We start from the raw sequence: 24,303 nt of genomic DNA, 5'->3' as shown, positions 1-24,303 counted from the left end.
CATTATGCCTCATCCAGGATATTAATGTTGACATTAAAACGACAAGGCGTGTTTTTTGTTTGTACTGGTTGGAGGTGTGGTGAAGTTGTCAGTAAGGTGCGGTTTTTATATTTAGCATCAATGAATTAGCTATGCTATTAAGTGAGTGTGCTGTAGTTTCATCCCGCCGGGATGTCCATTTTTGTCTATTAATGAGTATTTATTTCCTGATCTGATATGAATAAGATGCTCGCTTCAATATAGAGCCTAACTTTATTTTCTCAGTGCGCGGTCAATGTTGACAATTTTGCTATGGTTCAGCGACTGACCCAAAAGGATTTGTTTGTGACATTCGAGTCTGGATTAAAGTCCTATTGGTATAGTGCATAGCGGATAAATTGATTTGGACGCGATAATAAATACTCACACAGCAAAAAGCATTCAAAAATGGTGCCTGCCACTTGCTTTGCCTGGCCTGTTATATCCACTGGCACAATATCTTAACGGCTATTGTCTTCTCAATAATAATATTTTAACAGTGTACGATCTCAAACTCGCCGTATTTTCCGCCGCATTGGTTCTGTTTGGTTTTCGGGTATTGCCGGGATTTATTCTGTTTCTCGCCTTGATGTTCGTAGTGGGGCCACAAAGCGAGCGGGTGGATGCGCTGTGTCTGGTTATGGCCTCAACCTTGAGCTATGCCGCTTATCGCAACGTGACGGGCAGACGCAGCTGCGCCAGTTTTGGCCGTATAAAAATCAGCCTGAGCCGCCTGATTTGGCTATGCGGCTTTAACATCCTGCTCTATCTGTTATTCAGCAGGATTTTTGCCGCGTTCGTCACCCATGGTCATCGCCCGGATGTGGACAATATTCCAGTTATGAGCCTGGAGATGCTGGTACGTATTCAGGGGATCATCAACGGTTGCCTGACGGGTATCCCCTTTTTCTACAAAATTTATCGCATCATTCGTCGACCGTCTTACCTGTTGACCTTTATCAGAGCGATTGTCTTTCAGTGTAAAGGGAATATCACCGCCTTTGGCGTCAGCATCTGGTGTATTTTGCTGATTTCACTGATGTTCTGTTTGACGTCACCGCACAGTCCGAACATCTTTTTTTCTTTCTATAGCCTGATCCTGTTATTTCCATTGATGCTGTGGGGGGCGATTAAGATTGGTCACTCGTTCACCATGCTGGTGTGGACAGTCGTACTGATTATTTTAGGCAAACATAACGACAGCTATATCGCCAGCGACATCAATTTCATGCTGCATCAGGCGCTGGTTTCCACCCTTATTTTTGTCTTTTCACTCACCATTGTGATCATGGGAGCGCTGGCAAAATTTACCCGTCAGCGGTTTAACCAGGTCCTGCTGTTGGGGCTGACTGACCCGATGACGGGCATGGCGAACCTGCGTGCTCTGAAGACAGAGTTGTTTACCACTGAGGGGGCGACGGTATGCCTGATACAGATCCCCGAGCTGGAGCTCTTTTCGCGCCGCTATGGTTTTCATTTTCGCGCCCGCTACCAGAAGATCCTTGCTGAGCATCTCAGGAGTCATTTGATCAAAAGCGAGAAGGTCTATTATCACGCGGGTTATGATCTGCTTATCCGCCTGGAAAATGGGACCTGCGAGCGGTTATGCGACCTGTACCAGGCTGCCAATAGTTTTCGCCTCTTCTACAACAATCACCGGCTGGGTTTTCGCAGTGGTTTGGGCTACTGCCTGATTAACGATCATAGCGATGATATCTACCAGCTGGTGGGTAAGCTCGGCATGGTCGCTGGCTTATCCCTGACCAACGGCAGGCCGGAAAACCTCGAAGCGCAGCATAGCCGGGTCCTTGGCAACCACATCGTTGATAAAACTGAAATCCGTACCGCATTGCAAAATGCGCTGGATAATAATGCCTTCGTTCTGATGGCCCAGCCGATAGTCAGTACCCATGGCGAAGCGCCGTATCATGAAATATTGATCCGTATGCTCAACGAACGGGGGGAATTTATTCCACCAAACAGCTTTCTGCCGGTTGCCCATGATGCGGGGCTGGCGCCGGATATCGATCTCTGGGTTATCGAAAACACCCTAAAGTTCATGCGCACCCATCCGCAGCGCTGTTTTGCCATTAACCTGGCACCAGTCACGGTGTGTCGTTCAAATATCGTGTCCCGAATCACTCAGCTTCTGCACGATTACGCTGTGGAGCCGCAGCGGATTATTTTTGAGATAACCGAAGCGGATACATTATCAGATAAAGAACAAACCGTGGAAACCCTGAGCTTAATACGTCAGTTGGGATGTCGCGTGGCGATTGATGACTTTGGTACCGGATTTGCCAGTCATGCGCGCTTGATGAATATCGAAGCAGACATTCTGAAAATAGACGGTTCTTTTATTCGACGGATCACCGAAAGCGAGATCAGCTACTACATCGTCGAATCATTCTGCCGTGTCGCTGAAATGAAAAATATGCAGGTCGTCGCCGAATTTGTCGAAAACGCCAATATTCAGGCATGTCTGGAAAAAATGAATGTTGGGTGGTTACAGGGATATCACATTGGCAAACCTACGCCATTGCTCACGTTGGAATAGCAGGGCGCTAACGCCTGATGGCCAAAAAAGTAACTTCTTCTCAGGTAGAGAATAAAAATCATGAGTGACATTAGTAAAGTGAAGAATCGAACGGCGGGCGCTGCCGGTATGGGACTGCGCGCCCGGTTGCTCTCATGGCTACACAATATCCATCCCGGTGTGGCGATGAAGCTCGGTATGATTCTGGTTTTTTGTATTGCAACGCTGCTGATCGGTGCCTCTTTTATATTATCTTCTTACCTTTCCCGTGAATTGCAGGCTAATGCCCTGGAGATGATTAAAACCAACACGCGTATTTTCCACAATAGTATTTCTAATGAATTCCAGCGTGTCACCCGCGATGCAGAGCATTACAGTAATGTTTATATTAATAATTACCAAAACGTTGCCGATAAACCGCTGCGTTATATGGATGCAACTGAATTAAAAGCGATACTGAGCAATCCCAATACTAACGCGCATTTCACCGAATTAACCAGCGTATTTGCCAGCACATTTATTTTGCAAGGCGAGCAGTTTGTGCGTGTTAGCAGCACGTTATTGGCAAGCTCTGGCAATACGGCCACCGCAACGGCATTGGGGCACGATAACCCGGCATTGCCGCTACTGCTGAAAAACAAACCATTTTCGGGTGTGGTCACGCTGTTCGGAAAGCAGTTTATTAGCCACTATGAGCCGATAGCCGATAAATATGGTCAGGTCGTTGGCGCGGTTGCGGTGGGATTCGATGTTAAACAAAGTCTGCAACCGATTATTCAGCGTTTGTTGAATGTGCATATTGGTAAAGAGGGTTACGCCTACGTGCTGGATGCCGGATTCGAACCGGGTCGTATGTTGGTCCATCCATCGTTGAGCAATCAACAGGCGATTAATATCACCGATGCCAATGGCTATAAGCTGTTTGCCGATATCCTCGAACATAAAAATGGCATCACTTACTACAACTGGGTAAGTCGCTACGGTACGCCGCCGAGGACCAAGGTTGCCGTCTATGAATATATCGACGGGATCGACTGGATCATTGCCACCACCAGCTACGTTGATGATGTATCCAGAAGCAGTAACCTGGTACGCAATGGCCTGTTGTTGTTCACGGCTTTCCTGTTACCGGTCATTTTACTGCTGATTGCCGTTGCCAGTCGTTTTCTGATTTCACGCCGTTTAAACCGCGTACTCGGGATTGCGCAGACCATCGCAAAAGGAGATTTAACGGTTGACGTGGAGATCGATCATCACGATGAAATTGGCGAACTGCTGAGTGCGGTAGAGATGATGCGTCAGCGTCTGCACTCGCTGGTCGGCGATATGGTTTCTCACGCGGATTCGGTACATCAGGCGTCACTGCATATCACCGAGGCGGTAGATGGTCAGGCGTCAACCAGCGTGGAAACGTCATCTTCGGTGGCCGAAATTACTTCCACGATGGAAGAGCTGTCGGCCTCTTCTACGCAAATTGCTGAGCACTCGCGGGCGGTGGTGGATATTGCCAACCAGACGCTTGAGGATTGCAATAAAGGTTCAGAGTCGATGTCACAATTGCTGATGCGGATGACGGATATTGATACCGATAATCAGCAAAACATGCGTGAAATTATGATGCTCGGCAATAAGTCGACGGAAATCAGTCGCGTGATGGTGATCATCAATAGCGTTGCCGATCAAACGAAACTTATCGCCTTTAACGCCGCGCTGGAGGCTGCCAGCGCTGGAGAAGCCGGTAAGCGTTTCTCGGTGGTGGCGGCTGAAATTCGTCGTCTGGCCGATTCAGTAACGGAATCGACGGTTGAGATCGAGAATAAGATCAGCGAGATCCAAAACGCGATCAATCGTCTGGTGCTGAACGCGGAGAAAGGCGGCGAGAGCATTAAAGCGGGAGCCAGGGCCTGTAAAGTCAGTGCTGAACATCTGAACGACATCGTCGTTACCGCCGAGCAAACCTCTACGGCGGCGCTACAAATTTCACTATCGACCCAGCAGCAGAAAACGGCGAGCAATCAGGTGGTCATGGCGCTGCGTGAGATCGTCGTGGCCAGTAACTATACCTCGCAATCGATCAAAGACATTTTGGTTGTCAGTCAGGATATGACGCAACTGTCGAAAGCGCTGAAAGAGGCGTCGACGTCATTCACCTTGACGGAAACGGATGTATGAACAGCGGCAATATACGGGTGCTGATCCTTGACCTGGACAGCGCATCGCGTAATGAACTGGTCAGGCAACTGGAAGATCATCCGCACATTAAAGTGGTGGGGCAAGCAGCCCATCGCAGACAAGCGATGAGATTATTACAACAACTGATGCCCGATCTGCTGATTCTGACGCTGGATACCTCAAGCCCCGATAACGTTGAGGTTGTGGAAACGATCATGGCGACCAGCGCTATTCCCATCCTTGTGATGCGGTTTTGCCCAGAAAAACAATGGGATGATGATTATATTTCCCGTGGTGCTCTGGCGGTGCTGCACCATAGCAGCGATTTCCCGCTCTCGACCGATGCGCTGCATCGCAAAGTGGAATTGTTAGTCGGTGTGAAAGTGATCCGTCATATCAAGGGATTACGCCATCCAACCGAACCAGTAATGCCCGCCGCGCGCCCGACGACGGACACAGTAAAGACCCCGCAGGACTGGCCTTTTGTGCTGGCGATTGCCTGTTCGACGGGGGGGCCGCAGGCACTGAGCAAGCTATTACAGGATCTCCCCGGTACGTTTCCATGCCCGGTGCTCATTGCCCAACATATTGCCGATGGCTTCGCAAAAAATATGGTGCACTGGTTGGACAGCGTGACCGAACTGAAGGTGCGGCTGGCGCAGGAAGACGATCGGGTTGAAGCGGGATACGTCTATATTTTACCGCCGGAGCAGCATCTGATCGTCAAGAGCAATCAACGCCTGGCGGCAATCCCCAGACAGGAAAGCGATGTCTATCATCCCAGTTGCAATCTGTTGCTGGAGTCGGTGGCTGAGGTATTTCGCGAAAAGGCCGTCGGGCTGATTATGACGGGTATGGGTAGCGATGGCTGTCGCGGCATTGAGCTTATTTTCCGCCGGGGAGGGCGAACGTTGGCGCAGGATGAAGAGAGCTCGGTGGTGTTCGGTATGAATAAGAACGCGATCGACAGGCAACTGATACACCGCACGATCCCGCTGGACGGTCTCGCGAAGGTGCTGCTATCGATGGCCTTTCACGGGCATTTTGAGAGTAAATTGCCATGATCCCCAATCTTCCTGATTACGCCCGCCTGATCAAAGACCGGGTGGGTTTGCACTTTGATAACGCAATGGAAGCGTTGCTGAAATCGGCGCTGAAACGGCGTATGAGCGAACGAAACATCAGTAATTACTATGAATATTATGAACAACTGCGTATTTCGCAGGACGAGTTTGATCGCTTCATTACGCTGATAACCATTAACGAAACCTATTTTTTCCGCGAAAACGAGACGCTGGATCTGATCTGCGATAAGTGGGTCCCGCGTCTGCTGCAACAGCGCAGCGGCCCGGTACGTATTCTCAGCGCCGGATGTTCTTCCGGAGAAGAAGCCTATTCGCTGGCGATTAAACTGCATGAGAAATACCAGGGCGAAATGGCCCAGCGGATTGAAATTTACGGTTGTGATATTGACCCGGTCATCCTGGCAAAAGCCAGAAACGCCAGCTATTCAAGCTACTCGTTTCGCGGCGTCGACCCAGACATTCAGCAGCGCTACTTTACCCGCTCAGGAAATCTTTACCGACTGCATGATGCGATCCGCGAGAAAGTCTCGTTTCACCGCACCAACATTATAAAAGAGCAACTGTTGCCGGAAGTGGACATCATTTTGCTGCGCAACGTCTCTATCTATTTCGACACGCCAACGCGTCGTGAACTGCACGGTAATTTGTCGAAAATGCTACAGCCTCAGGGGGCCTTATTTTTTGGCAACGCGGAAACGTTAGCCAACAATTTCGACATCCTGAAGCTGGAGCAGGAAGAGGGAATTTTTTATTTTTGCCATCATCGTGAAACGCCAACAATCGCACCAGTACCCAGGGTCGCGGTACGCGCTCCACGGCCAAGAACGGTAGTGGAGGATGAACCTTCCATGCCCATGGTTCAGAAAAATGATGACTGGCTAAAAAAGGCGCGTGCCTGTCTCGATGATAAATGTTTTTCTGAGGCCGAAAAGTGTATCGCCTGCGTATTGCGCGACGATCCCCGTAATCCGGATGCGCTGCTGATTCAGGGCGTCATTGCCCTCGAACAGCGTCAGTTTTCTCAGACTGCCGGAAACGCGCAGAAGATCCTCGCCCAGGATGAGTGGTCGGCAGAGGCCAAAATGCTGCTCGGCCTGGCGATGATGTGGCAGCGCCAGACGCAGCAGGCTATCGCCTGGTTTAAACAGGTGGTTTATCAGGAGCCGGGTTACTGGCCGGCGCACTATTATCTGGCCGAAATGTACCGTCAAAGCGAGTTACGCCAGCCTGCGCAGCGTACGTATCGCGTGGTGATGCAATTACTGAACGACGAAATGAACAACCCTTCTGCGGTTTGTCGTCTGCGTTTGCCGATGGTGTTTCCTGGCAATACGTTTCGTTTTCTTTGTGAACATCAACTGGCGCAATTTGCCCACCGAAGTGGCAAATAAGAGCGATTATGGCTATCGATCTGAAAAAATTCGTTCTGCGCTTTATTGATGAAGGGAGAGGTCATTTGCAGACGATCAGCGAAGGGGCGTTCCTCCTTTCCGCTGATGAACATACTGAAGCCTGGATAGGTGAGATGTTTCGCGCCGCGCATACCCTGAAAGGGGGCGCGCGGATGCTGAAATTGCAAAGTATCGCTGATGTCACTCATCATCTTGAAGATGTATTAAGTGAGCTGCGTGATAACAAACTGACGCCGGACAGGGCGCTGGGTAATCTGATTCATGAGTCCGTGGAGTATCTTTCGGGCCAGTTGACCCAGCTTTTTGTCAGCGAGGGCGATAATCAGTTGCCACCGGCGGATGCCGGGCTGTGCGAACGCCTGGCCTCCGCCAGCCGGGGAGAAACCGTTACTGTGGCGCTGGAGTCGCCAGCGGCTACGGACAAACCTGGTGTTTCGGCTTCTGCCGCAGCCCCCTCCCTGGACTCCGGTATCAAGCAGGCCGATTTCGTACGAGTAAAGCTGAACAAGCTGGATGGCCTGATCGACATCCTCGGGGAAGTGCTCGCCGGACATGATCGCCTTGAACAGCAGATCCAAAACCTGAGTCAGTTGGTCCCCCGATTGCCGGGCCTGAGCGCCGAGCAGCTTCGCCAGCAGATCCATGATTTTAGCGCTCAACTAAAAGAAAGCGTTCAGATCCAGCATTTACAGATGTTTGAACTGTACGATGTGGCGGCGCGGATCCGCATGCTTCCGCTATCGACGCTGTTTGAGCCGATCTCACTCCAGGTCAGTGAACTGGCGTCCACACTGAACAAACAGGTGGTGTGCCGCTTCGTCGGCGGTGAAGTGGAAATTGACCGCCAGCTCATTGACCGGCTATCGGAATCCCTGACGCATTTGCTGCGTAACGCGGTCGATCACGGTATTGGCGAGATCGACGAACGCCTGGCGCTGGGTAAATCGACCCGTGGCACCATTACCATCACCACTCAACAGGACGGCAGCGGAATATTACTGCGCATCGAAGATGACGGTCGCGGTCTGAATTATGAGGCCATCAGCGCGAAGGCGGTCAGTAAAGGCCTGGTTCCTGCATCAATGGCCGGACAACTCTCCGAGCAGGAGTGTAATGAGCTGATTTTTCATCCCGGCTTTTCCACCAGCAAGATAGTCTCTGAGCTTTCAGGACGCGGTGTGGGTCTCGATGTGGTGCGCAAAACGGTGGTGACCGACCTGCAAGGTGATTTGCAGGTATACAGTCGCCCGGGCGTCGGAACCAGCTTTAGCCTGCGCCTGCCTGTCTCGCTCACGATGATGCGAATTATGCAATTTGAAGAGCAGGGACACCTGTTCGGACTGGCGGCACAGTATGTGGTCGAGGTGGTGGAATGTACCCCGGAGGGGATTAGCGAAATCGCCGGGCGACCGGCCATTATTTTGCATAACGAGTTTATTCCCGTGGTATGCGCAGGCGCTCTGCTGGGCATTCACGATCGCCAGGGCAATCTCTCATCTGCGGGACAACGTTTAATTGTCGTGCAGAACCAGTACAGCAAAATGGCGCTGCGGGTAGATAAGCTGCTCGATGAACGCAAGATGATGATCAAACCCTTACCAAAGCATATGCAGCAGCAGTCGCTGGTCTCCGGGATGGTACAGACGCCGGATAACCAACTGGTCAGCATCCTGCAAGTGCCTGCGCTGATGGCGATGGCGCAACAGTCACGGCAAACCAGCGCCCCGGCGCCCGCGACGAGCGTGGCGCAAGATGCCTGGCACGTGCTGGTGGTTGATGATTCCCTCAATACCCGCGAGATAGAAAAAAATGTGCTGGAGGCGCATGGCTATCAGGTCACGTTGGCTGAAGATGGGTTGTCAGGGCTGCAAAAAGCGAAACTGACCCAATTCGATGCCGTACTGACGGATGTCGAAATGCCGTTTATGGATGGTTTTACCTTCACCAAATCGTTGCGCGCAGAGAAAAATTACCAGCACACGCCAATCATCATCGTGACGTCCCGCGCGAAGGAAGAAGACCGACGACGGGGCATTCAGGTAGGGGCGGACGCCTACATCGCTAAAGGCGATTTCGAGCAGGACAGTTTAATAAAAACATTAAAAATGCTTTTGTGCTGATGGCGCAAAATCGAGAGAGAAGATGCGAATTTTATTAGTTGATGATGATCTTTTTGCGGCTGAACTGGCCTCTATTTTTTTGCAGATGGATGGCTACGACGTGGTGATTGTGGAAAGCGCTATTTCTGCCCTGGCGTGCCTGGACTCGGATAAAAACATCGACCTGGTGATTAGCGATCTGCATATGCCTGAGATCAGTGGTCTGGATTTGTTGGCGCTGTTACGCGCTCAGGCCTGGTCTAAGCCCTTTATATTACTCAGTGCAAACGAAGTGACGGCCAGCGATCTCCGGTACGACCGGTGGGTAAAAAAAGATGAAAACCTGGCGGAAAATCTGGGGGCGGCAGTAAATGCGCTCCTGCTACCGTCCGCCGTTACTGAATAAGCCTGGGCGTTTGATGAAACCAGAAAATAAGCACATAGCGATGGCGGCAGCGCAGGAAAAAATAGCGCGTCTGCGTCAGGGATTTTTACGTCGCATCCCCGATATGCTGGCACAGGCAGAAAGGCTGCTCGTTCAATTAGTCGCTGAACCCAGCGAAACCTGTCGTAAACAACTGCACATTCTGCTGCACAGTATTCACGGTTCAGCGGGGTCTTTTGGTTTTAGCCCGCTGGCGAATGCCTCAGCAGAAGGTGAGCGTTTACTAACAGAACCGGAAACAGAGCAAAGCATACTTCATTATGATGAGCTGCGGAGAATTATTCGCTGGCTGTATACCCTCACCCAGGAGCAGCTCAATCTTGAGCATCGTATTAGCGACACGGAGTTCACCTTTCCTGTCTCCTCGCAGCGTCCGGAAGAGGGATATGTCCGGCGGGCCAGTAAACCTATCTACCTGTGTGATGATGACGTCGACCAGGTTGAGTTGCTTGCTACCCAGTTGCGCTGTTTCGGCTTTACCTGTCATGTATTTGCCAATACTGAGGATTTTACGCAAGCCGTACTGGCTCAACCGCCAGCCGTGGTGATTATGGATGTCAGCTTTCCGGACAACGCCTACGGTGGACCGTTGGCGATGGCGGATCTGAAGCAGAAAGTGGGCAAACCTTTCCCGGTACTATTTCTCTCCTGCCACAGCGATTTTAACGCCCGCATCAACGCCATTAAATCCGGCTGTGATGGCTACTACGTGAAACCGGCTTCTATCACTGATTTGGTACAGGAACTACACCGCCTGACGTAGCCTTCGCTGAAAAAACCGTATCAGGTGCTGTTGATAGATGACGAGCCCGCGGTGGCGGAATACAACGCTGAAAGGCTGCGCATGGCGGGCATGGAGGTACATGTGCTGGAGAAACCTCACTATTTATTGCATGTGCTGAACGCGCAACCCATCGATCTGGTACTGATGGACTACCATATGCCGGAATTTAGCGGTGAGGAGTTAACGAAACTTATTCGTCAAATACCACAGCATATTGGTCTGCCGATCGCCTATCTCTCCAGCGAGACCAACAAGCATGCGCAGCTTGGGGCAATGAGCATCGGCGCGGAGGATTTTATTCTCAAACAAGCCGATCCTGAGGAGCTCATCCGTGCCGTGTCTATCCGTGCCGAAAGAATGCGCGCTCTGCGCGCGCGTATGTCGCAGGACAGTCTGAGTGGGTTATATAACCACTCGACGACGACCCATTTTCTGAAAAGCGCGATTGCCGAGTCGAATTACAGTAGTAATCCGTTCTGCATGGTGATGGTGGATCTGGATCATTTCAAAAGCATTAACGACACCTACGGGCATGCGGTTGGCGACCAGGTGATTGTTGGGATTTCGCAGCTGTTTTCCCATCGCTTACGCAGCACCGATATTGTTGGGCGTTACGGGGGCGAAGAGTTTGTCATCATTATGCCCAATACCAGTAGCGAAAAGGCGGCTCGGGTGGTCGAACGATTGCGCAGGGACTATGAACAGGTCACCTTCGCCGTCAATGACGCCAGTTTTCACAGTACCTTCAGCGCGGGTATCGCGCAGTGGCAGTTTGGCGATCGTGTTGAAACGCTGCGCGAACGCGCCGATCAGGCGCTGTATGCCGCGAAGCAAAATGGCCGTAACACCTTCTGCATTGCTGAGTAAAAGGAGAAAACATGAGCCAACAGCTGGAGCAAATTCTCGCCCTAAATCACGGTGAAAAGCCGGAGTGTGAAAACGTAGATGAACCGCAGCGCACGCTGGTGCTATTTCAGCTGGCGGGTAAGAATTTTGCGTTCTACGGGGCGCAGATAAAAGAGATCCTCGCGGAGCGTCCTATATCCTGGGTTCCCTGCTGTGCGCCGATGCTGGAAGGCGTCATCAACTACCGTGGTCGCGTGGAGTCGGTGATGAGGCTGGACAGCCTGATCGACAAACCTGACGTTAACCCGGCAGGTAAACGTACCATCCTGATTGGTTGCGCCGAAAAAATGCAAAGCGGGATCCTGATAGATAAGCTGATTGATGTGCTGGAAGTCGCCGAAAGCCAGATCCACTTGCCGGGAGACTCGCTGCCTCCGGCGCTGCAGACTATCGCTGTGGGTGTGGTTAACGTGGCGGAAACCTGGTTCACGCTGCTCGATCTGAATCTGGTTTTTGCGCGTTATCAGGAGACCAGTGGTTATGCCGACTCTCATTAATCTGGCTGCGGTGCGTATTACCCTCGGGACGCTCAATTTTTATATTCCGGCAAACCAGGTTGGGCGCTGTTCGCTGGTGACCGGGGGGGCGCCGGATATCCCGCGTTTTAGCCAGTGGCTGGGCATTACCGATGAGCCGCAACAGGGCAGGCATTTGCATTTGTTTGTCCCGGATAGCGGGGTTGAGACCGGCTGGTACCTGTGGGGGCAACTGGAGAATGTCATCTTACCTGGCGATACGATTTTTGCCGTACCGCCCCTTCTGGCGCGTAATTGCCATCTACCAGCGCTGCGTGCGCTGGTGGGCAGCGAAGCGTTCAGTCCGTTGTTAAGCTGGCGCTGAATAGTGAACGCCCATGCGTAGCGGGAGCCGTCACGCTACCGCTACAGGTGATGACCGGGAAGTCTTCTCCAGTTACTGGGTATAAACATCTACAGCCCGGCTGACCAGCTTAGTCATAAAGTTGTCAATTTTATCAACGGTCTGCTGATCATGAAGATCGTAGGTTTTTGCCACATCATCCAGATTTTCATAGCCCACCCAAACCCGTCCAATCTTATCCTGCCATACCGAAACACGTAGTGGCAGAGCCAGCGCGATCCCCTGTTTATCTTGCATGAGTTTTGTGCCGACTTTCGGGTTACCAAATACCAGGACTTTGGTGGGCCTGAGGTTCATGCCTACATCCTTAGCATTTTTCTCATGATCAATTTCAGTGAAGACCGGAACTCCTTCACTCTTCAGAAGGGCTTTTAGACGGAAGATCGTCTCATCGACAGAAAATTTACTCTCCTGATTTTTGATCTTCTCTGAATTTAATCCAGAGCCCAGACCGGTTTTATAGGCCTCAGCGATATCACGCGCCACCTGAGTCAGGTCCACACCTTCTTTGTTGGTCAATAGGGTCACGCAAACCAGCTCATCACCGGCGGTAAAGCGGCTCAGATAGGCGCTAAATCCGCCCGTGGTGCCTTTGATTTCAAGGAAACCAGGATGATGGGTAAATTCCCAGCCAGCCATGGCAGGCACAACTTTACCGTTTTTCAGTTTTGCCGGGCTATAGATGATGTCACGCAGCGTTTTGTCTTTAACCAGCGTACTGCCTGCCAGACCGATATCCCACTTACTGATATCTTCTGCAGATGACCACAGGCCGCCGTAGGCGTACAGGTTATCAGTGGCGGTTGCGCTTACCGGCTCCAGTTTGTCACCCGATGAGACATAACCTGTCGCGGGCTCAACGGGGTTTATCCAGGGGATTTCAGATTTAAATTTTGCGTGCTGATTGTGTTGCTTATCAGGCGTGGGGCGATCGAGAAACACTTTCGTTGGCATGTCTTTCGCGAACATGGTGCTTTGCAGGCCTAACGGCTCGATTTGGTATTTGTCGATAAAGTCTGCGTAACTCATTCCACTGACCTTCTCAATAACCATCCCTAACAGAATAAAATCGGTCGCGCTGGAGTTGATATCCGTACCGCTTTTAAATTCGAGCGGTTTATTTTTGACGAGATCAACCAGCTGCGCAGGCGTATATTTTTGCGTCTGCTTATAGCCGAATAATCTGAAGTCCGGGATCCCGGATGAATGTTGCATTAACTCCAGAATCGTAATGTCATGCCAGCTTTGCGGCAGGTCCGGTAAATAATTGCTCACCGGGGTATTAAGGCTTAATTTACCTTGTTCTACCAGTTGCATCACCGCAACGGCGGTAAAAGCCTGAGTGATTGGCCCAATCCCCCACATAGTCTTGGTGGACGCGAGTTCATCATTGGTTGCCGTTGCCAGGCCGTATCCTGCAGAACGCGGAATATAGGGGGCCTGAACGATAGCCATGGATAAACCCGGCAGATTATTTTTTGCCATTACCTCGGCAATCATTTGGTCGATATATTTGCCGTTGGCTTTTAACTGTGGGTTACCACGATTAACTAAGTAAGTTGTCCCGTTGGTATCAGATGCGGCTAGCGCCTGGGTGGCTGAGACTGACATGGAAAGTAACACACATGCCGAAATAACCTTTAACTTAACATTCATAGCAAAGCTCCCCGCTGGCTGAAATTTAGCTGTATTTTTATCTAATGCGATTGCGGCTATTTGATTAATAAATAGCGTTATTCAATATGGCATGCTTTCAGAGCGGGACATTTGTTCAGGGCGCTGGGAATATTGTCATTACGTATTCTAATAACGATAGTGGACATATCACTGCCCACGCCGTTAGCGGTCGTATTGTTGGCGTCGCCGTTCGAAACGGCGATCGCGCAGACCGGAATAAATAAAAGTAATCACAAACAGCAGAGAAAATAGTACGACGATGGTGGGGGCCGGTGCGCTGTCGATGAAAAATGACAGATACACGCCCATAAACGAGGTAACGACTGAGATAACCACTGCCAGCCACAAGGCATGGAAAAATTTCCGTGTCATTAATATCGCGATGGCGCCCGGGGCAATTAGTAAGGAAATCGACAAAATAATGCCTACCGATTTCAGCGTGGCGACGATCGTCAGGGCAATCATACACAACAGACCATAATGCAGCAGCGTCGTGTTAAGACCGCTGGCCTTTGCCTGATGCGGATCGAAGGCGTGCAGTAGAAGATCTTTCCACTTCAGCCCGATGATAAGCGCAATCCCCAGCGTAATAACCGAGGTTTGCACAATATCGCTAAACGATACGCCCAGCATATCGCCGAACAGAATATGATCGAGATGGACCTCCGACTGGATCGAAACGTACAGCACCAGGCCCGCGCCAAACATACCGGAAAAGACGATCCCCATCAGGGTGTCACGCTTAATTCGGCTATTGTCGTCGAGATAGCCCGTCGCCACCGCACAAAACAGCCCGGCGATAAACGCGCCAATCGCCAGTGGGATACCCGCTATCCACGCCAGCACAATGCCGGGAAAAACCGCATGGCTCATGGCATCGCCCATCAGCGCCCAGCCTTTAAGCACCAAAAACACCGACAACAGCGCACAGGGGATGGCGACAATGGTGGAGATGACCAGCGCATTGACCATAAAGCTAAACTGAAAGGGTTCCAGCAGTGTTGTGAAGATCATACGGACTCCTTGTTCACCCGGCGGGCGCGGCGGCGATTCGCCAGCAGACCGTGTTTTGGCGCAAAGACAAACGCCAGCAGGAACAGCAGCGTTTGTAGAACCACAATAATTCCGCCGGTTGCGCCGTCCAGCCAGTAGCTCAGCCAGGCGCCGAAAAAGCTGGTCAGGCTGCCGATAGCGACGGCGATGGTGAGCAGGCGAGGAAAACGATCGGTCAGCAGCCAGGCGGTGGCGCCGGGTGTGACCACCAGACAAATCACCAGAAATGCGCCGACGGTTTGCAGAGCGGCAACCGTGGAAACAGAGAGCAGCGTAAAAAATAACAGCTTTAACCGGCCAGGATTCAGACCGATGGAGCGCGCGTGGTTTTCATCAAAAAAAACCACCATCAGATCTTTCCACTTCAACAACAGAATAGTCAGCGAGATGACGCCGATGATGGCCAGTTGCACAATATCTTCCGGTGCAATCGCCAGCACGTTTCCCAGAATAATGGTCTGGATGTTGACCGACATCGGATTGAGCGACACCATAAACAGCCCGATACCGAAAAAAGAGGAAAAAATCAGTCCGATAATCGCATCTTCCTTCAGGCGCGAGCGCTGATTGAGAAACAGCATGCTGCCCGCTGCCAGTCCACCGGAAAGAAAAGCGCCAAGCGCGAAGGGAAGCCCTAACATATAAGCGCCAGCAACGCCCGGAACGATAGAGTGCGACAGCGCGTCGCCAATCAGCGACCAGCCTTTGAGCATCAGATAGCAGGAGAGAAACGCACACAGGCCGCCGACCATCGCCGAGACCCACATCGCGTTGAGCATGTACTGGTAACCAAACGGTTCTGTCAGCCAGTTCATGATTATTCCCCCTCGTTGGCCGCGCGTCGTGAAATAAACGGGCGTTCATCATCGGTAATCACATGTTGCTCACCGCCGCTCAGCGCCACATGGCGCAGAACGCCGCTGAATGCCTGCTCAAGATTCTCAGTCGTAAAGGTGGTTTCGGTCGGGCCACTTGCCAGCACCGTACCTTTAATCATTACCGTGTAATCACAAAACTCGGTAACGGACCCCAGATTATGGGTAGAGACCAGCATGGTCCGCCCCTCATCGCGCAGTTCGCGTAGCAGGTCGATGATGCGCGCCTCGGTTTTCACATCCACGCCGGTGAAGGGTTCATCCAATAAAATCACCTGTCCATCCTGGGCAATAGCCCTCGCCAGAAAAACGCGTTTTTTCTGCCCGCCGGACAGTTCACCTATCTGGCGATGGCGATAGTCCAGCATATCGACCCGTGCCAGCGCCGCATCAACACAGGCGCGGTCGATCTGTTTTGGCCGACGCAGCCAGCCCATGTGGCCAAAGCGACCCATCATTACCACATCTTCCACCAGTACCGGAAACGACCAGTCCACCTCTTCCGACTGAGGAACATAGGCAATCAGATTCTGTTTCAGCGCCTGATTAACCGGCTGCTGCAGAATAGATATTTCCCCCTGCGCCAGGCGAACAAAACCCATCAGCGCTTTAAAAAGCGTTGATTTTCCCGAACCGTTTACGCCGACCAGGGCGGCAATCGAACCGCCCGGAACCTGAAAAGTGGCGTCCCGCAATGCGGTGTGACCGTTGCGATACGTCACCGTAACCTGATTTACGGTAATCGCAGAGTGACTCATGGTTGTCTCTCCAGACCTTCGTTGATGCCGTTAACAATGGTTTGTGTTGTGACGCGCAGTAAATCCAGATAGGTCGGTACCGGGCCATCAGCAGCGCTGAGCGAATCGACATACAGCACACCGCCGTAATGCGCACCGGATTCACGGGCGACCTGACGCGCAGGCTTGTCGGAGACAGTGCTTTCGCTAAATACCGTTGGGATATGATGCACTCTGATCGCATCGATCACTTTGCGTACCTGTTTGGGGGTGCCCTGCTGATCGGCGTTGATCGGCCACAGATACAACTCTTTCAGGCCGTTATCGCGTGCCAGATAAGAAAACGCGCCTTCACTGGTGACCAGCCAGCGTTTATCGGCAGGGAGCTTCGCCAGTTCTGCATGTAGTGGCGCCAGGGTCTGCTGGATTTTGGCTTTATAGCTCTGCGCATTTTTCTGGTAGATCGCGGCATTCTGCGGATCGTATTTCATCAGCGCATCGCGAATATTATCCACGTAGATAAGCGCGTTCTCTGCCGACATCCAGGCGTGCGGATTCGGTTTACCGTTGTACGGCCCTTCGCTGATACCCATTGGCTGCACACCGTTGGAGACCATTACCTCCGGCACGCCGGATAAATGCTGGTAGAAACGGGCAAACCACAGCTCGAGGTTGAGCCCGTTCGAAAGGATAAGCTGTGCGCCTTGCGCCCGCTTGATATCGCCCGGCGTGGGTTGATATTCATGAATTTCTGCCCCAGGTTTGGTGATGGAACTGACGTCCGCGGCGTCACCTGCCACGTTACTTGCCATATCCGCAATCACCGTAAAGGTGGTTATCACTTTGAACTTTTCTTGCGCCCAGGCAGGCGACAACGTCAGCGCCGTTAACGCGCCAGCAAGGAGAAATGACTTCAGATGGGGCAACTGCGGCATAGTATCCCTCACAACAAAGTGGTTAATTTATCAACGAATATAGCATTTGCTATGTTATATAGCACAAGGTATAAACAAATGAAAATAATTCTTATTTGCGTAGGGTGCTAAGGATGTATCACCTTCAGGTAATAGTCCTGTGTATGGTTAAGGTGTATTATTTATGCAACTTAATTGGGAGGCACCATGTCCGGCAAACGTATTGCACGTGAAAAAATGACGATCCAGAGAATGATCTCGCTGTACGAGCGCCAGTGTCCGCAGGCCTCAGACGAGCCGGGGCATTACGATGCGTTGTTTGCCTATGCGCAAAAGCGTCTGGATAAGTGCGTATTTGGTGAGGAAAAACCGGCCTGCAAACAGTGCCCGGTACACTGTTATCAACCCGCCAAACGTGAAGAGATGAAGCAGATTATGCGCTGGGCTGGGCCAAGAATGTTCTGGCGTCATCCGATCCTGACCGTACGTCATCTGATTGATGACAAACGTCCCGTTCCGGAATTGCCCGAGAAGTACCAGCGGAAGAAGTAATGTAGCAATTCTATGCCGGATGGCGGCTGCGCCTTATCCGGCCTACAAATATAAACGCACCAGTAGGTAGACCCGATAAGCAAAGCGCCATCGGGCGAACCGTTAAACCAGCGCATCCTTATCAATACCCAGGCGCTTCATGCGTGACAGTAACGTCGTGCGCTTCAGTCCCAGTCGTTGCGCCGCGCCTTTGGGGCCGGCAACCACGCCGTTAGTCTCTTTCAGCACGCGCATGATCAGCTGGTATTCATCTTCGCCATCTTGTGCGACTTCGGTCGCCACTGGCGGCGTGGAAGGCGTCAAAGCGACAACATCCGGCAGAGACAGTTGCAGTACATTGCCCCTTGTGAGCAGCACCGCGCGTTCTACCACATTTTCCAGTTCACGCACGTTACCCGGCCATTCCATACTGCTCAGCGTACGCAGCGCTTCGGCGGGAATACTGTCGATATTGCGCCCCATTCGGCGGGCAATTTTAAAGGTGAAAGCTTTTACCAATAGCGGAATATCTTCCGGGCGTTCGCGCAGCGGCGGCAGATGGATCGGGAAGACGTTCAGCCGATAGTAGAGATCGTTGCGAAACTCGCGATCGGCGACCATCTTTTTCAGATCGCGGTTGGTGGCGGCGATCAAACGGACATCGGTCTGGATCAGCTTATTGCTGCCCAGACGCTCAAACTCCTGTTCCTGCAAAACGCGCAATAGCTTCGGCTGAAGCTCAAGCGGCATGTCGCCCACTTCATCAAGGAACAGTGAGCTTTTGTCCGCCAGTTCGAAACGCCCAATACGTTGCGTGCTGGCTCCGGTAAACGCACCGCGCTCATGACCAAACAGATCGCTTTCCAGCAATCCGGCAGGCATTGCCGCACAGTTCATTTTTACCATCCGGCGGGCGTTACGGCCGCTCAGGTTATGAATCGCTCTGGCGATCAGCTCTTTGCCTGTCCCGGTCTCGCCGAGAATCAATACGGTGCTGTCACTTTGCGCCACCATCTCGACCTGTTTGAGCACACTGTACATCGCTTCGCTGCGGCCAATGATTTCGCCGAACTCGCTGTCAACGTTGTTGAGCTGCTCTGTCAGCGCCAGGTTTTCATCGACCAGACGTTCTTTCAGACGGTGAATTTCCTGGTAGGCGAGGGCGTTATCCACGGCAATCGCCACACGCTCGGCAATCTGGCGTAGCAGTTTGAGATTGGCGGTGGTGAAGACTTTCTCTTCGCACTGCGCCAGCTTCAGTACGCCAAGCATGTTATTGCCGGACATCAACGGCAGCAGGCACAGCGTCTGTAATTGGTTGCCCCAGGTCTCGAACAGCATCCGTTCATAAGGAGCAAGGGCGTCGCGTTCGCTCAGGTTAATCAGCAGCATCTCTTTGCTTTTGAAGACCCGCTCAGAGAGTGTGCCTGCTTCGTCCACTTCGCTCTGTTCGTGCGCCGGATGATGCTCATCCAGATAGTGGGTGGAGTAGATGCTCAGCTTATTTTTGCGACTGCTGCGTAACACGATACTGATAGCATCGATGTCGAAATAATGGTGGATCTCTTTGGCGACTTCGCTGACCAGTTCATCTATGTCCAGTCGGGAAAGCACCGCATTGGTGATGGCGACCAGGATGCGAAAGTTGTCACGCTCACGGCACAGCAGATCGTAATCGACGTTATTGCTGACTCTGCTCTGAATTTGTTCAGCCACGACACCGACAATCTGGGTGAAGGTCTGCAGCCGATTGTACTCTTTTTCGCTCCATGGTCGGTCTTCGTTGCGGATGAATTCGCAACCGCCAAAGATGCGCCCATCCGCCGCCAGCGGCAGCAGACAGTAGTGACCAAATTCAGAATACAATCCGCCGGATGCCAGCTGCGGCCAGGTTTCCGTGAACTCATGATAGTTGCAGTGCAGCGCGTCGGGGCGCGACAGGATACGGCGTATCGGCCCATGCGCCAGCACCGTTTCGTCTTCATAATCGATAGGTTTACTATTTTCGCGCGTCGCAAAATAACGCGCACGTTGCGTTTGTGCCTGCCATAAGACAATAGCCGCGCAGTCGGCCAGTCCGGAATGCCTGGCCAGCTGTGAAAGCGCCTCGCTGAGAGACTGAAGATCGGGCTGCTGTAATAATGTACGAGTAATATCGAACAGGCCTTGCTGTCCGAGGTCACTCATCGGTGTATACGACATATTGCTTTTCCAGGGAAAGCACCGCAAAACGGTGCGAAAACGGTAAATGAATTATAGGTATAAGTCGTAAATTATTGCCGGATGGCTGACCGCAAACTCACCGGTCACGCAATCCGTAGGCCTGATAAGCAAAGCCATCAGGCGATAATGCAGCGTTAATGCCGGATGTCGACGCCAATGCGTCTTATCCGGCTTACAGCATGCTGCCAACTGGCTGCTAGCATATACGAGGTAAAGGTTCAGCGTGTGGTAAATCGAGGGTTCGTTTCACGCCATACAGTCCGGCAAGACGTACACCTTTACGTTCAACTACTTCGCCAATCATTGCCGCGTCGCGTCCTAACGGATGCGCGCGCAGCGCAGCAAGCACGCTTTCAGCAGCTTGACGCTCAACGGCAATCACCAGTTTGCCTTCGTTGGCAAAGTTGAGCGCATCGAGGCCCAGCAGCTCGCAAACGCCACGCACCGCAGGCTTCATGGGCAGGGCCGCTTCAGACAGCTCAATACCAAATCCACATGATGCGGCAAACTCATGCGTCACCGCATTCACGCCGCCACGGGTGGCGTCACGCAGCGCCTTCACGCCGGGTATATCACGTATCGTCTGGATAAGCGGCGTGAGCACCGCACAGTCGCTAACCAGTTCGCCATCAAGACCCAATTGCTCGCGCAAATTAAGAATGGTTGCACCATGGTCGCCGAGCGTACCGCTAACCAGCAATACATCGCCAGGGCCGAGAGTTTGCGCGCCCCAGTGAATGTTGGCGGGGATCGCCCCCATACCGGCGGTGTTGATGAACAACTTATCTGCGGCGCCACGCTGCACGACTTTGGTATCACCGGTCACGATGGCGATGCCCGCTTCGCGTGCGGTTGCCGCCATGCTGGTGACGACGGTTTTCAGCGTCTCCATCGGCAGACCTTCTTCAAGGATAAACCCGCAGGAGAGATAACGCGGAATCGCGCCGCTGACGGCGACATCGTTAGCCGTACCGCAGATAGCCAGCTTGCCGATATTACCGCCGGGGAAGAACAACGGATCGATAACATAGCTGTCGGTAGAGAACGCCAGACGATCGCCCTCTGCAACCAACTGCGCCAGTTCCAGACGCGCCTGATCTTCCTGTTCCGCCAGCCACGGATTAGCAAAAGCCTCCATAAACAGACTGTTGATCAACTGCTGCATAGCCTGACCGCCGCTACCGTGGGCGAGTTGTACGCTGTTCATGCTTCACACTCCTGCTGACGATACTGATACCAGGCGGCACATGCGCCTTCTGAGGAGACCATCAGTGCGCCAAAGGCGGTCTCCGGGTTACAGGTTTTACCAAATAACGGGCACTGATGCGGTTTACATCTGCCGGTCAACACCTCTCCGCAACGCGCGCGCGGATCGTCATATACCTGCTGTGGCGCTGGCTGAAAATGCGCTTCGGCATCAAAACGTTGATAGTCCGGCGTCAGGTGAACGCCAGACGATTCGATCACGCCCAGACCGCGCCATTCGCTGTCGCCGTTGACGCAAAATACCTCAGCGATGGCCTGTTGCGCCAAGGCGTTACCGGCATCCGGTACCACGCGGCGGTACTGGTTTTCGACCTGGCTTTGGGCGGCGATTTTCTGTTCAATCAGCATCACTACGCCTTGCAGCAGGTCGAGCGGCTCAAAGCCGGCGACCACTAACGGGCGATGGAAATCTGAGGCAATGAAATTATAGGCGTCGGTGCCTATCACCATGCTGACGTGCCCCGGTGCTAAAAAGGCATCGATGCCGTTGTCCGGCTGTTCCAGCAGGCTGCGCAGCGTGGGGATAAGCGTAATGTGCTGACAGAAAAAGTAAAAGTTCTGCACATCGCGTTGTTTGGCCTGCTGCAGGGTAATGGCGGTGGTTGGCATGGTGGTTTCAAAACCCAGACCAAAGAACACAACCTTACGCGTTGGGTTTTCCTGCGCCAGCTTCAGCGCATCCATCGGCGAATAGACGATGCGGATATCCGCGCCGCGCGCTTTGGCCTGTAGTAGTGAGCCTTGTTTTCCCGGCACGCGCATGGCGTCGCCAAAGGTGCAGAAAATCACTTCCGGATGGCTGGCGATTTCAACACAGCTGTCGATCCTGCCCATCGGCAGAACGCAAACCGGGCAGCCAGGACCGTGAATGAACTCCACGTTGTCGGGCAGCAGTTGGTCGAGTCCGAATTTGAAAATAGCGTGGGTATGACCACCACAAACTTCCATGATGCGCAGCGGTCGCTCGGCGGTGTAGGGGAGGAGAGCGGCACGTTCACGCAGGTGCTCTATCAACTGCATCACCTGTTCTGGTGCGCGGTATTCGTCAACAAAACGCATTTATTTTTCCTCGCCGTACAGCAACGCGCCGACATCCGGCTCAACGTCAAACATATTTTGCAGCGCGTCGAGCGTGTCGCGCGCTTCTGCTTCATTAATGATGCTCATCGCAAAGCCGACGTGGACCAGTACCCACTGACCCAGACGCGGCTGACCATTTTCATCACAGCTACCGACCAGCGTCAGGTCGACGTCGCGCTGAATACCGCAAACGTCGACTTTGGCCTGGTTGCCATCAATGGTGCGGATTTGACCCGGAACACCTATGCACATCGCTGCGTCTCCAGCCAGGAGAGCCATTGGTCCATCCCTTCGCCGCTGGTGGCGGAAATCAGGATGATCTCAATGTCCGGGTTCACTTCCCGGGCGCTGGCGATGCACTTTTCAACATCAAAATTGAGGTACGGCAGCAGATCCACTTTATTGAGCAGCATCAGCGATGCGGCGGCAAACATATGCGGATATTTCAGCGGCTTATCTTCGCCTTCGGTGACGGACAGCACCGCCACTTTATGACGTTCGCCGAGGTCGAAGCTGGCCGGGCAGACCAGGTTACCGACGTTTTCAATAAACAGAATGCCGTTGTCATCAAGCGGCAAACGCGGCGCGGCGTCAGCAATCATTTGCGCGTCAAGGTGGCAACCTTTACCCGTGTTGACCTGGATGGCGGGGGTGCCGGTGGCGCGAATACGGGCGGCATCGTTGACCGTCTGTTGGTCGCCTTCAATCACGGCGCACGGAACGCTGTCTTTCAGCTTGATCAGCGTTTCGGTCAGTAGCGTCGTTTTACCTGAGCCCGGGCTTGAGACGAGGTTTAATACCAGATGCTGACGAGCGGCAAAACGGGCGCGGTTACGTTCGGCCAGGCGGTTATTTTTGTCCAGCACGTCAATTTCGACTTCCAGCATACGGCGCTGGCTCATGCCTGGCGCATGGGTACCCGCCTCGCCATGACCGTAGTGCAGGTCGCCTTCTGCGGTCTGGCTCGGTGCGAAATTAGAGGTTTTCACACCGGTAATATTCAGCGCCGGGCGAGCCGCCGGGGCAAATGGCGCGCTGCGAAACGCCGAGTGGGGATTATGCTCATCACCCTCTATATAAAGGTTGCCTTCAGCGCAACCACATGTCGTACACATCGCTCACTCCTGATCTCTTTCTTGTTACAGGCTTTTTGCCGGATGGCGACGCAAGCGTCTTCTCCGGCCTGGCAGGTGCCACCGGAATTAGTCTTCGGCGTCGCCTATTTCAATTCGTCGAATCTGTAGACCATCATCGGCCACAATTCTCAGCGTATCGCTGTTGCATTGCGGACACCGACGCACGCGTTGCGTCAGTAACGTGACGTATTGCTGACAAGATTCGCACCAACATTCTGCTTCTTGTTCTTCGAGGTGGAGTTTACAACCTTCTGCAAGGGTCCCACGGCATACCAGATCAAAACAAAAGGCGAGAGCGCTGGTTTCTACGCAAGAAAATGCGCCAATTTTGAGCCAGACCCCAGTTACTCGCTTGGCACCGTGTTGCGTGGCCTGTTGTTCAATCAATTCCAGTGCTCTTTGGCAGAGGGTTATTTCGTGCATACCGCCTCCTATGAAGTTGCCGTATTAAAAGCAATAAACATGCCAGGTTGAA

22 protein-coding genes are annotated in these 24,303 nt (G+C 52.6%); 11 read left to right on the top strand and 11 right to left on the bottom strand.

Going from position 1 to position 24,303, the window contains the following annotated elements:
- The first annotated feature begins 382 nt into the window (after positions 1 to 382).
- From OOJ59_RS18880 to OOJ59_RS18835, 10 genes are read left to right on the top strand one after another with little or no spacing between them, the layout of a single operon-like run.
- A complete protein-coding gene (locus OOJ59_RS18880) occupies positions 383 to 2,575 on the top strand; it encodes a sensor domain-containing phosphodiesterase (protein WP_137347508.1) in 2,193 nt (730 codons plus the stop codon).
- A 60-nt stretch (positions 2,576 to 2,635) separates the two neighbouring features.
- Entirely contained in the window at positions 2,636 to 4,726 is a 2,091-nt protein-coding gene (locus OOJ59_RS18875) for a methyl-accepting chemotaxis protein (protein ID WP_121529481.1), read from the top strand.
- Positions 4,723 to 5,790 (top strand): chemotaxis protein CheB, encoded by a 1,068-nt coding sequence (locus OOJ59_RS18870; protein ID WP_137347509.1) that lies wholly within the window; start codon positions 4,723 to 4,725, stop codon positions 5,788 to 5,790. The genes OOJ59_RS18875 and OOJ59_RS18870 overlap by 4 nt, the downstream gene beginning before the upstream one ends.
- Complete coding sequence (locus OOJ59_RS18865) at positions 5,787 to 7,202, top strand: CheR family methyltransferase (RefSeq protein ID WP_159121387.1); 1,416 nt, start codon at positions 5,787 to 5,789, stop codon at positions 7,200 to 7,202. The genes OOJ59_RS18870 and OOJ59_RS18865 overlap by 4 nt, the downstream gene beginning before the upstream one ends.
- Before the next feature lie 8 nt (positions 7,203 to 7,210).
- Positions 7,211 to 9,343: a hybrid sensor histidine kinase/response regulator gene (locus OOJ59_RS18860; RefSeq protein WP_193157123.1), complete on the top strand. Its 2,133-nt coding sequence runs from the start codon at positions 7,211 to 7,213 to the stop codon at positions 9,341 to 9,343.
- A gap of 22 nt (positions 9,344 to 9,365) precedes the next feature.
- Entirely contained in the window at positions 9,366 to 9,728 is a 363-nt protein-coding gene (locus OOJ59_RS18855; RefSeq protein ID WP_137347511.1) for a response regulator, read from the top strand.
- Between the two features lie 13 nt (positions 9,729 to 9,741).
- Positions 9,742 to 10,530 (top strand): response regulator, encoded by a 789-nt coding sequence (locus OOJ59_RS18850; RefSeq protein WP_268063449.1) that lies wholly within the window; start codon positions 9,742 to 9,744, stop codon positions 10,528 to 10,530.
- A gap of 30 nt (positions 10,531 to 10,560) precedes the next feature.
- Positions 10,561 to 11,418 (top strand): GGDEF domain-containing protein, encoded by an 858-nt coding sequence (locus OOJ59_RS18845; protein WP_268063448.1) that lies wholly within the window; start codon positions 10,561 to 10,563, stop codon positions 11,416 to 11,418.
- Positions 11,419 to 11,429: 11 nt separating this feature from the next.
- Positions 11,430 to 11,954 (top strand): chemotaxis protein CheW, encoded by a 525-nt coding sequence (locus tag OOJ59_RS18840; RefSeq protein WP_085048853.1) that lies wholly within the window; start codon positions 11,430 to 11,432, stop codon positions 11,952 to 11,954.
- Positions 11,938 to 12,297, top strand: coding sequence for a hypothetical protein (locus tag OOJ59_RS18835; RefSeq protein WP_160955470.1), 360 nt, complete (start codon positions 11,938 to 11,940; stop codon positions 12,295 to 12,297). Before OOJ59_RS18840 ends, OOJ59_RS18835 begins: the two co-directional genes overlap by 17 nt.
- A 72-nt stretch (positions 12,298 to 12,369) precedes the next feature.
- Here the strand turns inward: OOJ59_RS18835 and OOJ59_RS18830 are convergent, their stop codons facing one another.
- From OOJ59_RS18830 to OOJ59_RS18810, 5 genes are all read right to left on the bottom strand, one after another.
- The gene (locus OOJ59_RS18830) at positions 12,370 to 13,992 is read right to left on the bottom strand and encodes a serine hydrolase (RefSeq protein WP_137347514.1); all 1,623 of its coding nucleotides are present in this window, start codon (positions 13,990 to 13,992) and stop codon (positions 12,370 to 12,372) included.
- Positions 13,993 to 14,175: 183 nt separating this feature from the next.
- Positions 14,176 to 15,027 (bottom strand): iron/manganese ABC transporter permease subunit SitD, encoded by an 852-nt coding sequence (gene sitD / locus OOJ59_RS18825; protein WP_121529476.1) that lies wholly within the window; start codon positions 15,025 to 15,027, stop codon positions 14,176 to 14,178.
- Positions 15,024 to 15,881 (bottom strand): iron/manganese ABC transporter permease subunit SitC, encoded by an 858-nt coding sequence (gene sitC / locus OOJ59_RS18820; protein ID WP_121529475.1) that lies wholly within the window; start codon positions 15,879 to 15,881, stop codon positions 15,024 to 15,026. Before sitC ends, sitD begins: the two co-directional genes overlap by 4 nt.
- Positions 15,882 to 15,883: 2 nt before the next feature.
- Positions 15,884 to 16,699 carry an iron/manganese ABC transporter ATP-binding protein SitB gene (gene sitB, locus OOJ59_RS18815; protein ID WP_069324560.1) on the bottom strand — a complete coding sequence of 272 codons (816 nt, stop codon included), beginning with the start codon at positions 16,697 to 16,699 and terminating at the stop codon, positions 15,884 to 15,886.
- On the bottom strand, positions 16,696 to 17,613 hold the full coding sequence (locus tag OOJ59_RS18810) for a metal ABC transporter substrate-binding protein (RefSeq protein WP_137347516.1): 918 nt from the start codon (positions 17,611 to 17,613) through the stop codon (positions 16,696 to 16,698). The genes sitB and OOJ59_RS18810 overlap by 4 nt, the downstream gene beginning before the upstream one ends.
- A gap of 186 nt (positions 17,614 to 17,799) precedes the next feature.
- On the opposite strand from OOJ59_RS18810, the gene OOJ59_RS18805 reads away from it, so the two are divergent.
- Positions 17,800 to 18,144, top strand: coding sequence for a nitrous oxide-stimulated promoter family protein (locus OOJ59_RS18805; RefSeq protein WP_137351652.1), 345 nt, complete (start codon positions 17,800 to 17,802; stop codon positions 18,142 to 18,144).
- A gap of 102 nt (positions 18,145 to 18,246) precedes the next feature.
- Here OOJ59_RS18805 and flhA read toward each other — a convergent pair whose 3' ends face one another.
- The 6 genes from flhA to hypA all read right to left on the bottom strand — a co-directional run bounded on the left by flhA (position 18,247) and on the right by hypA (position 24,251).
- Positions 18,247 to 20,325, bottom strand: coding sequence for a formate hydrogenlyase transcriptional activator FlhA (gene flhA, locus OOJ59_RS18800; RefSeq protein WP_038633112.1), 2,079 nt, complete (start codon positions 20,323 to 20,325; stop codon positions 18,247 to 18,249).
- A 217-nt stretch (positions 20,326 to 20,542) separates the two neighbouring features.
- On the bottom strand, positions 20,543 to 21,553 hold the full coding sequence (gene hypE, locus OOJ59_RS18795) for a hydrogenase maturation carbamoyl dehydratase HypE (RefSeq protein ID WP_069324562.1): 1,011 nt from the start codon (positions 21,551 to 21,553) through the stop codon (positions 20,543 to 20,545).
- Positions 21,550 to 22,671 carry a hydrogenase formation protein HypD gene (gene hypD / locus OOJ59_RS18790; RefSeq protein WP_160955468.1) on the bottom strand — a complete coding sequence of 374 codons (1,122 nt, stop codon included), beginning with the start codon at positions 22,669 to 22,671 and terminating at the stop codon, positions 21,550 to 21,552. Before hypD ends, hypE begins: the two co-directional genes overlap by 4 nt.
- Positions 22,672 to 22,944, bottom strand: a complete 273-nt coding sequence (gene hypC, locus OOJ59_RS18785; RefSeq protein WP_038633103.1) for a hydrogenase 3 maturation protein HypC — start codon at positions 22,942 to 22,944, stop codon at positions 22,672 to 22,674.
- Complete coding sequence (hypB, locus tag OOJ59_RS18780; RefSeq protein ID WP_038633101.1) at positions 22,935 to 23,807, bottom strand: hydrogenase nickel incorporation protein HypB; 873 nt, start codon at positions 23,805 to 23,807, stop codon at positions 22,935 to 22,937. Before hypB ends, hypC begins: the two co-directional genes overlap by 10 nt.
- 87 nt (positions 23,808 to 23,894) lie before the next feature.
- The gene (gene hypA, locus OOJ59_RS18775) at positions 23,895 to 24,251 is read right to left on the bottom strand and encodes a hydrogenase maturation nickel metallochaperone HypA (RefSeq protein WP_042310587.1); all 357 of its coding nucleotides are present in this window, start codon (positions 24,249 to 24,251) and stop codon (positions 23,895 to 23,897) included.
- Between the last annotated feature and the right edge of the window lie 52 nt (positions 24,252 to 24,303).

This window comes from Citrobacter sp. W9 (genome assembly GCF_026719375.1).
Lineage (GTDB): Bacteria > Pseudomonadota > Gammaproteobacteria > Enterobacterales > Enterobacteriaceae > Citrobacter > Citrobacter werkmanii.
This window is presented reverse-complemented; position numbering and strand designations above follow the sequence as displayed.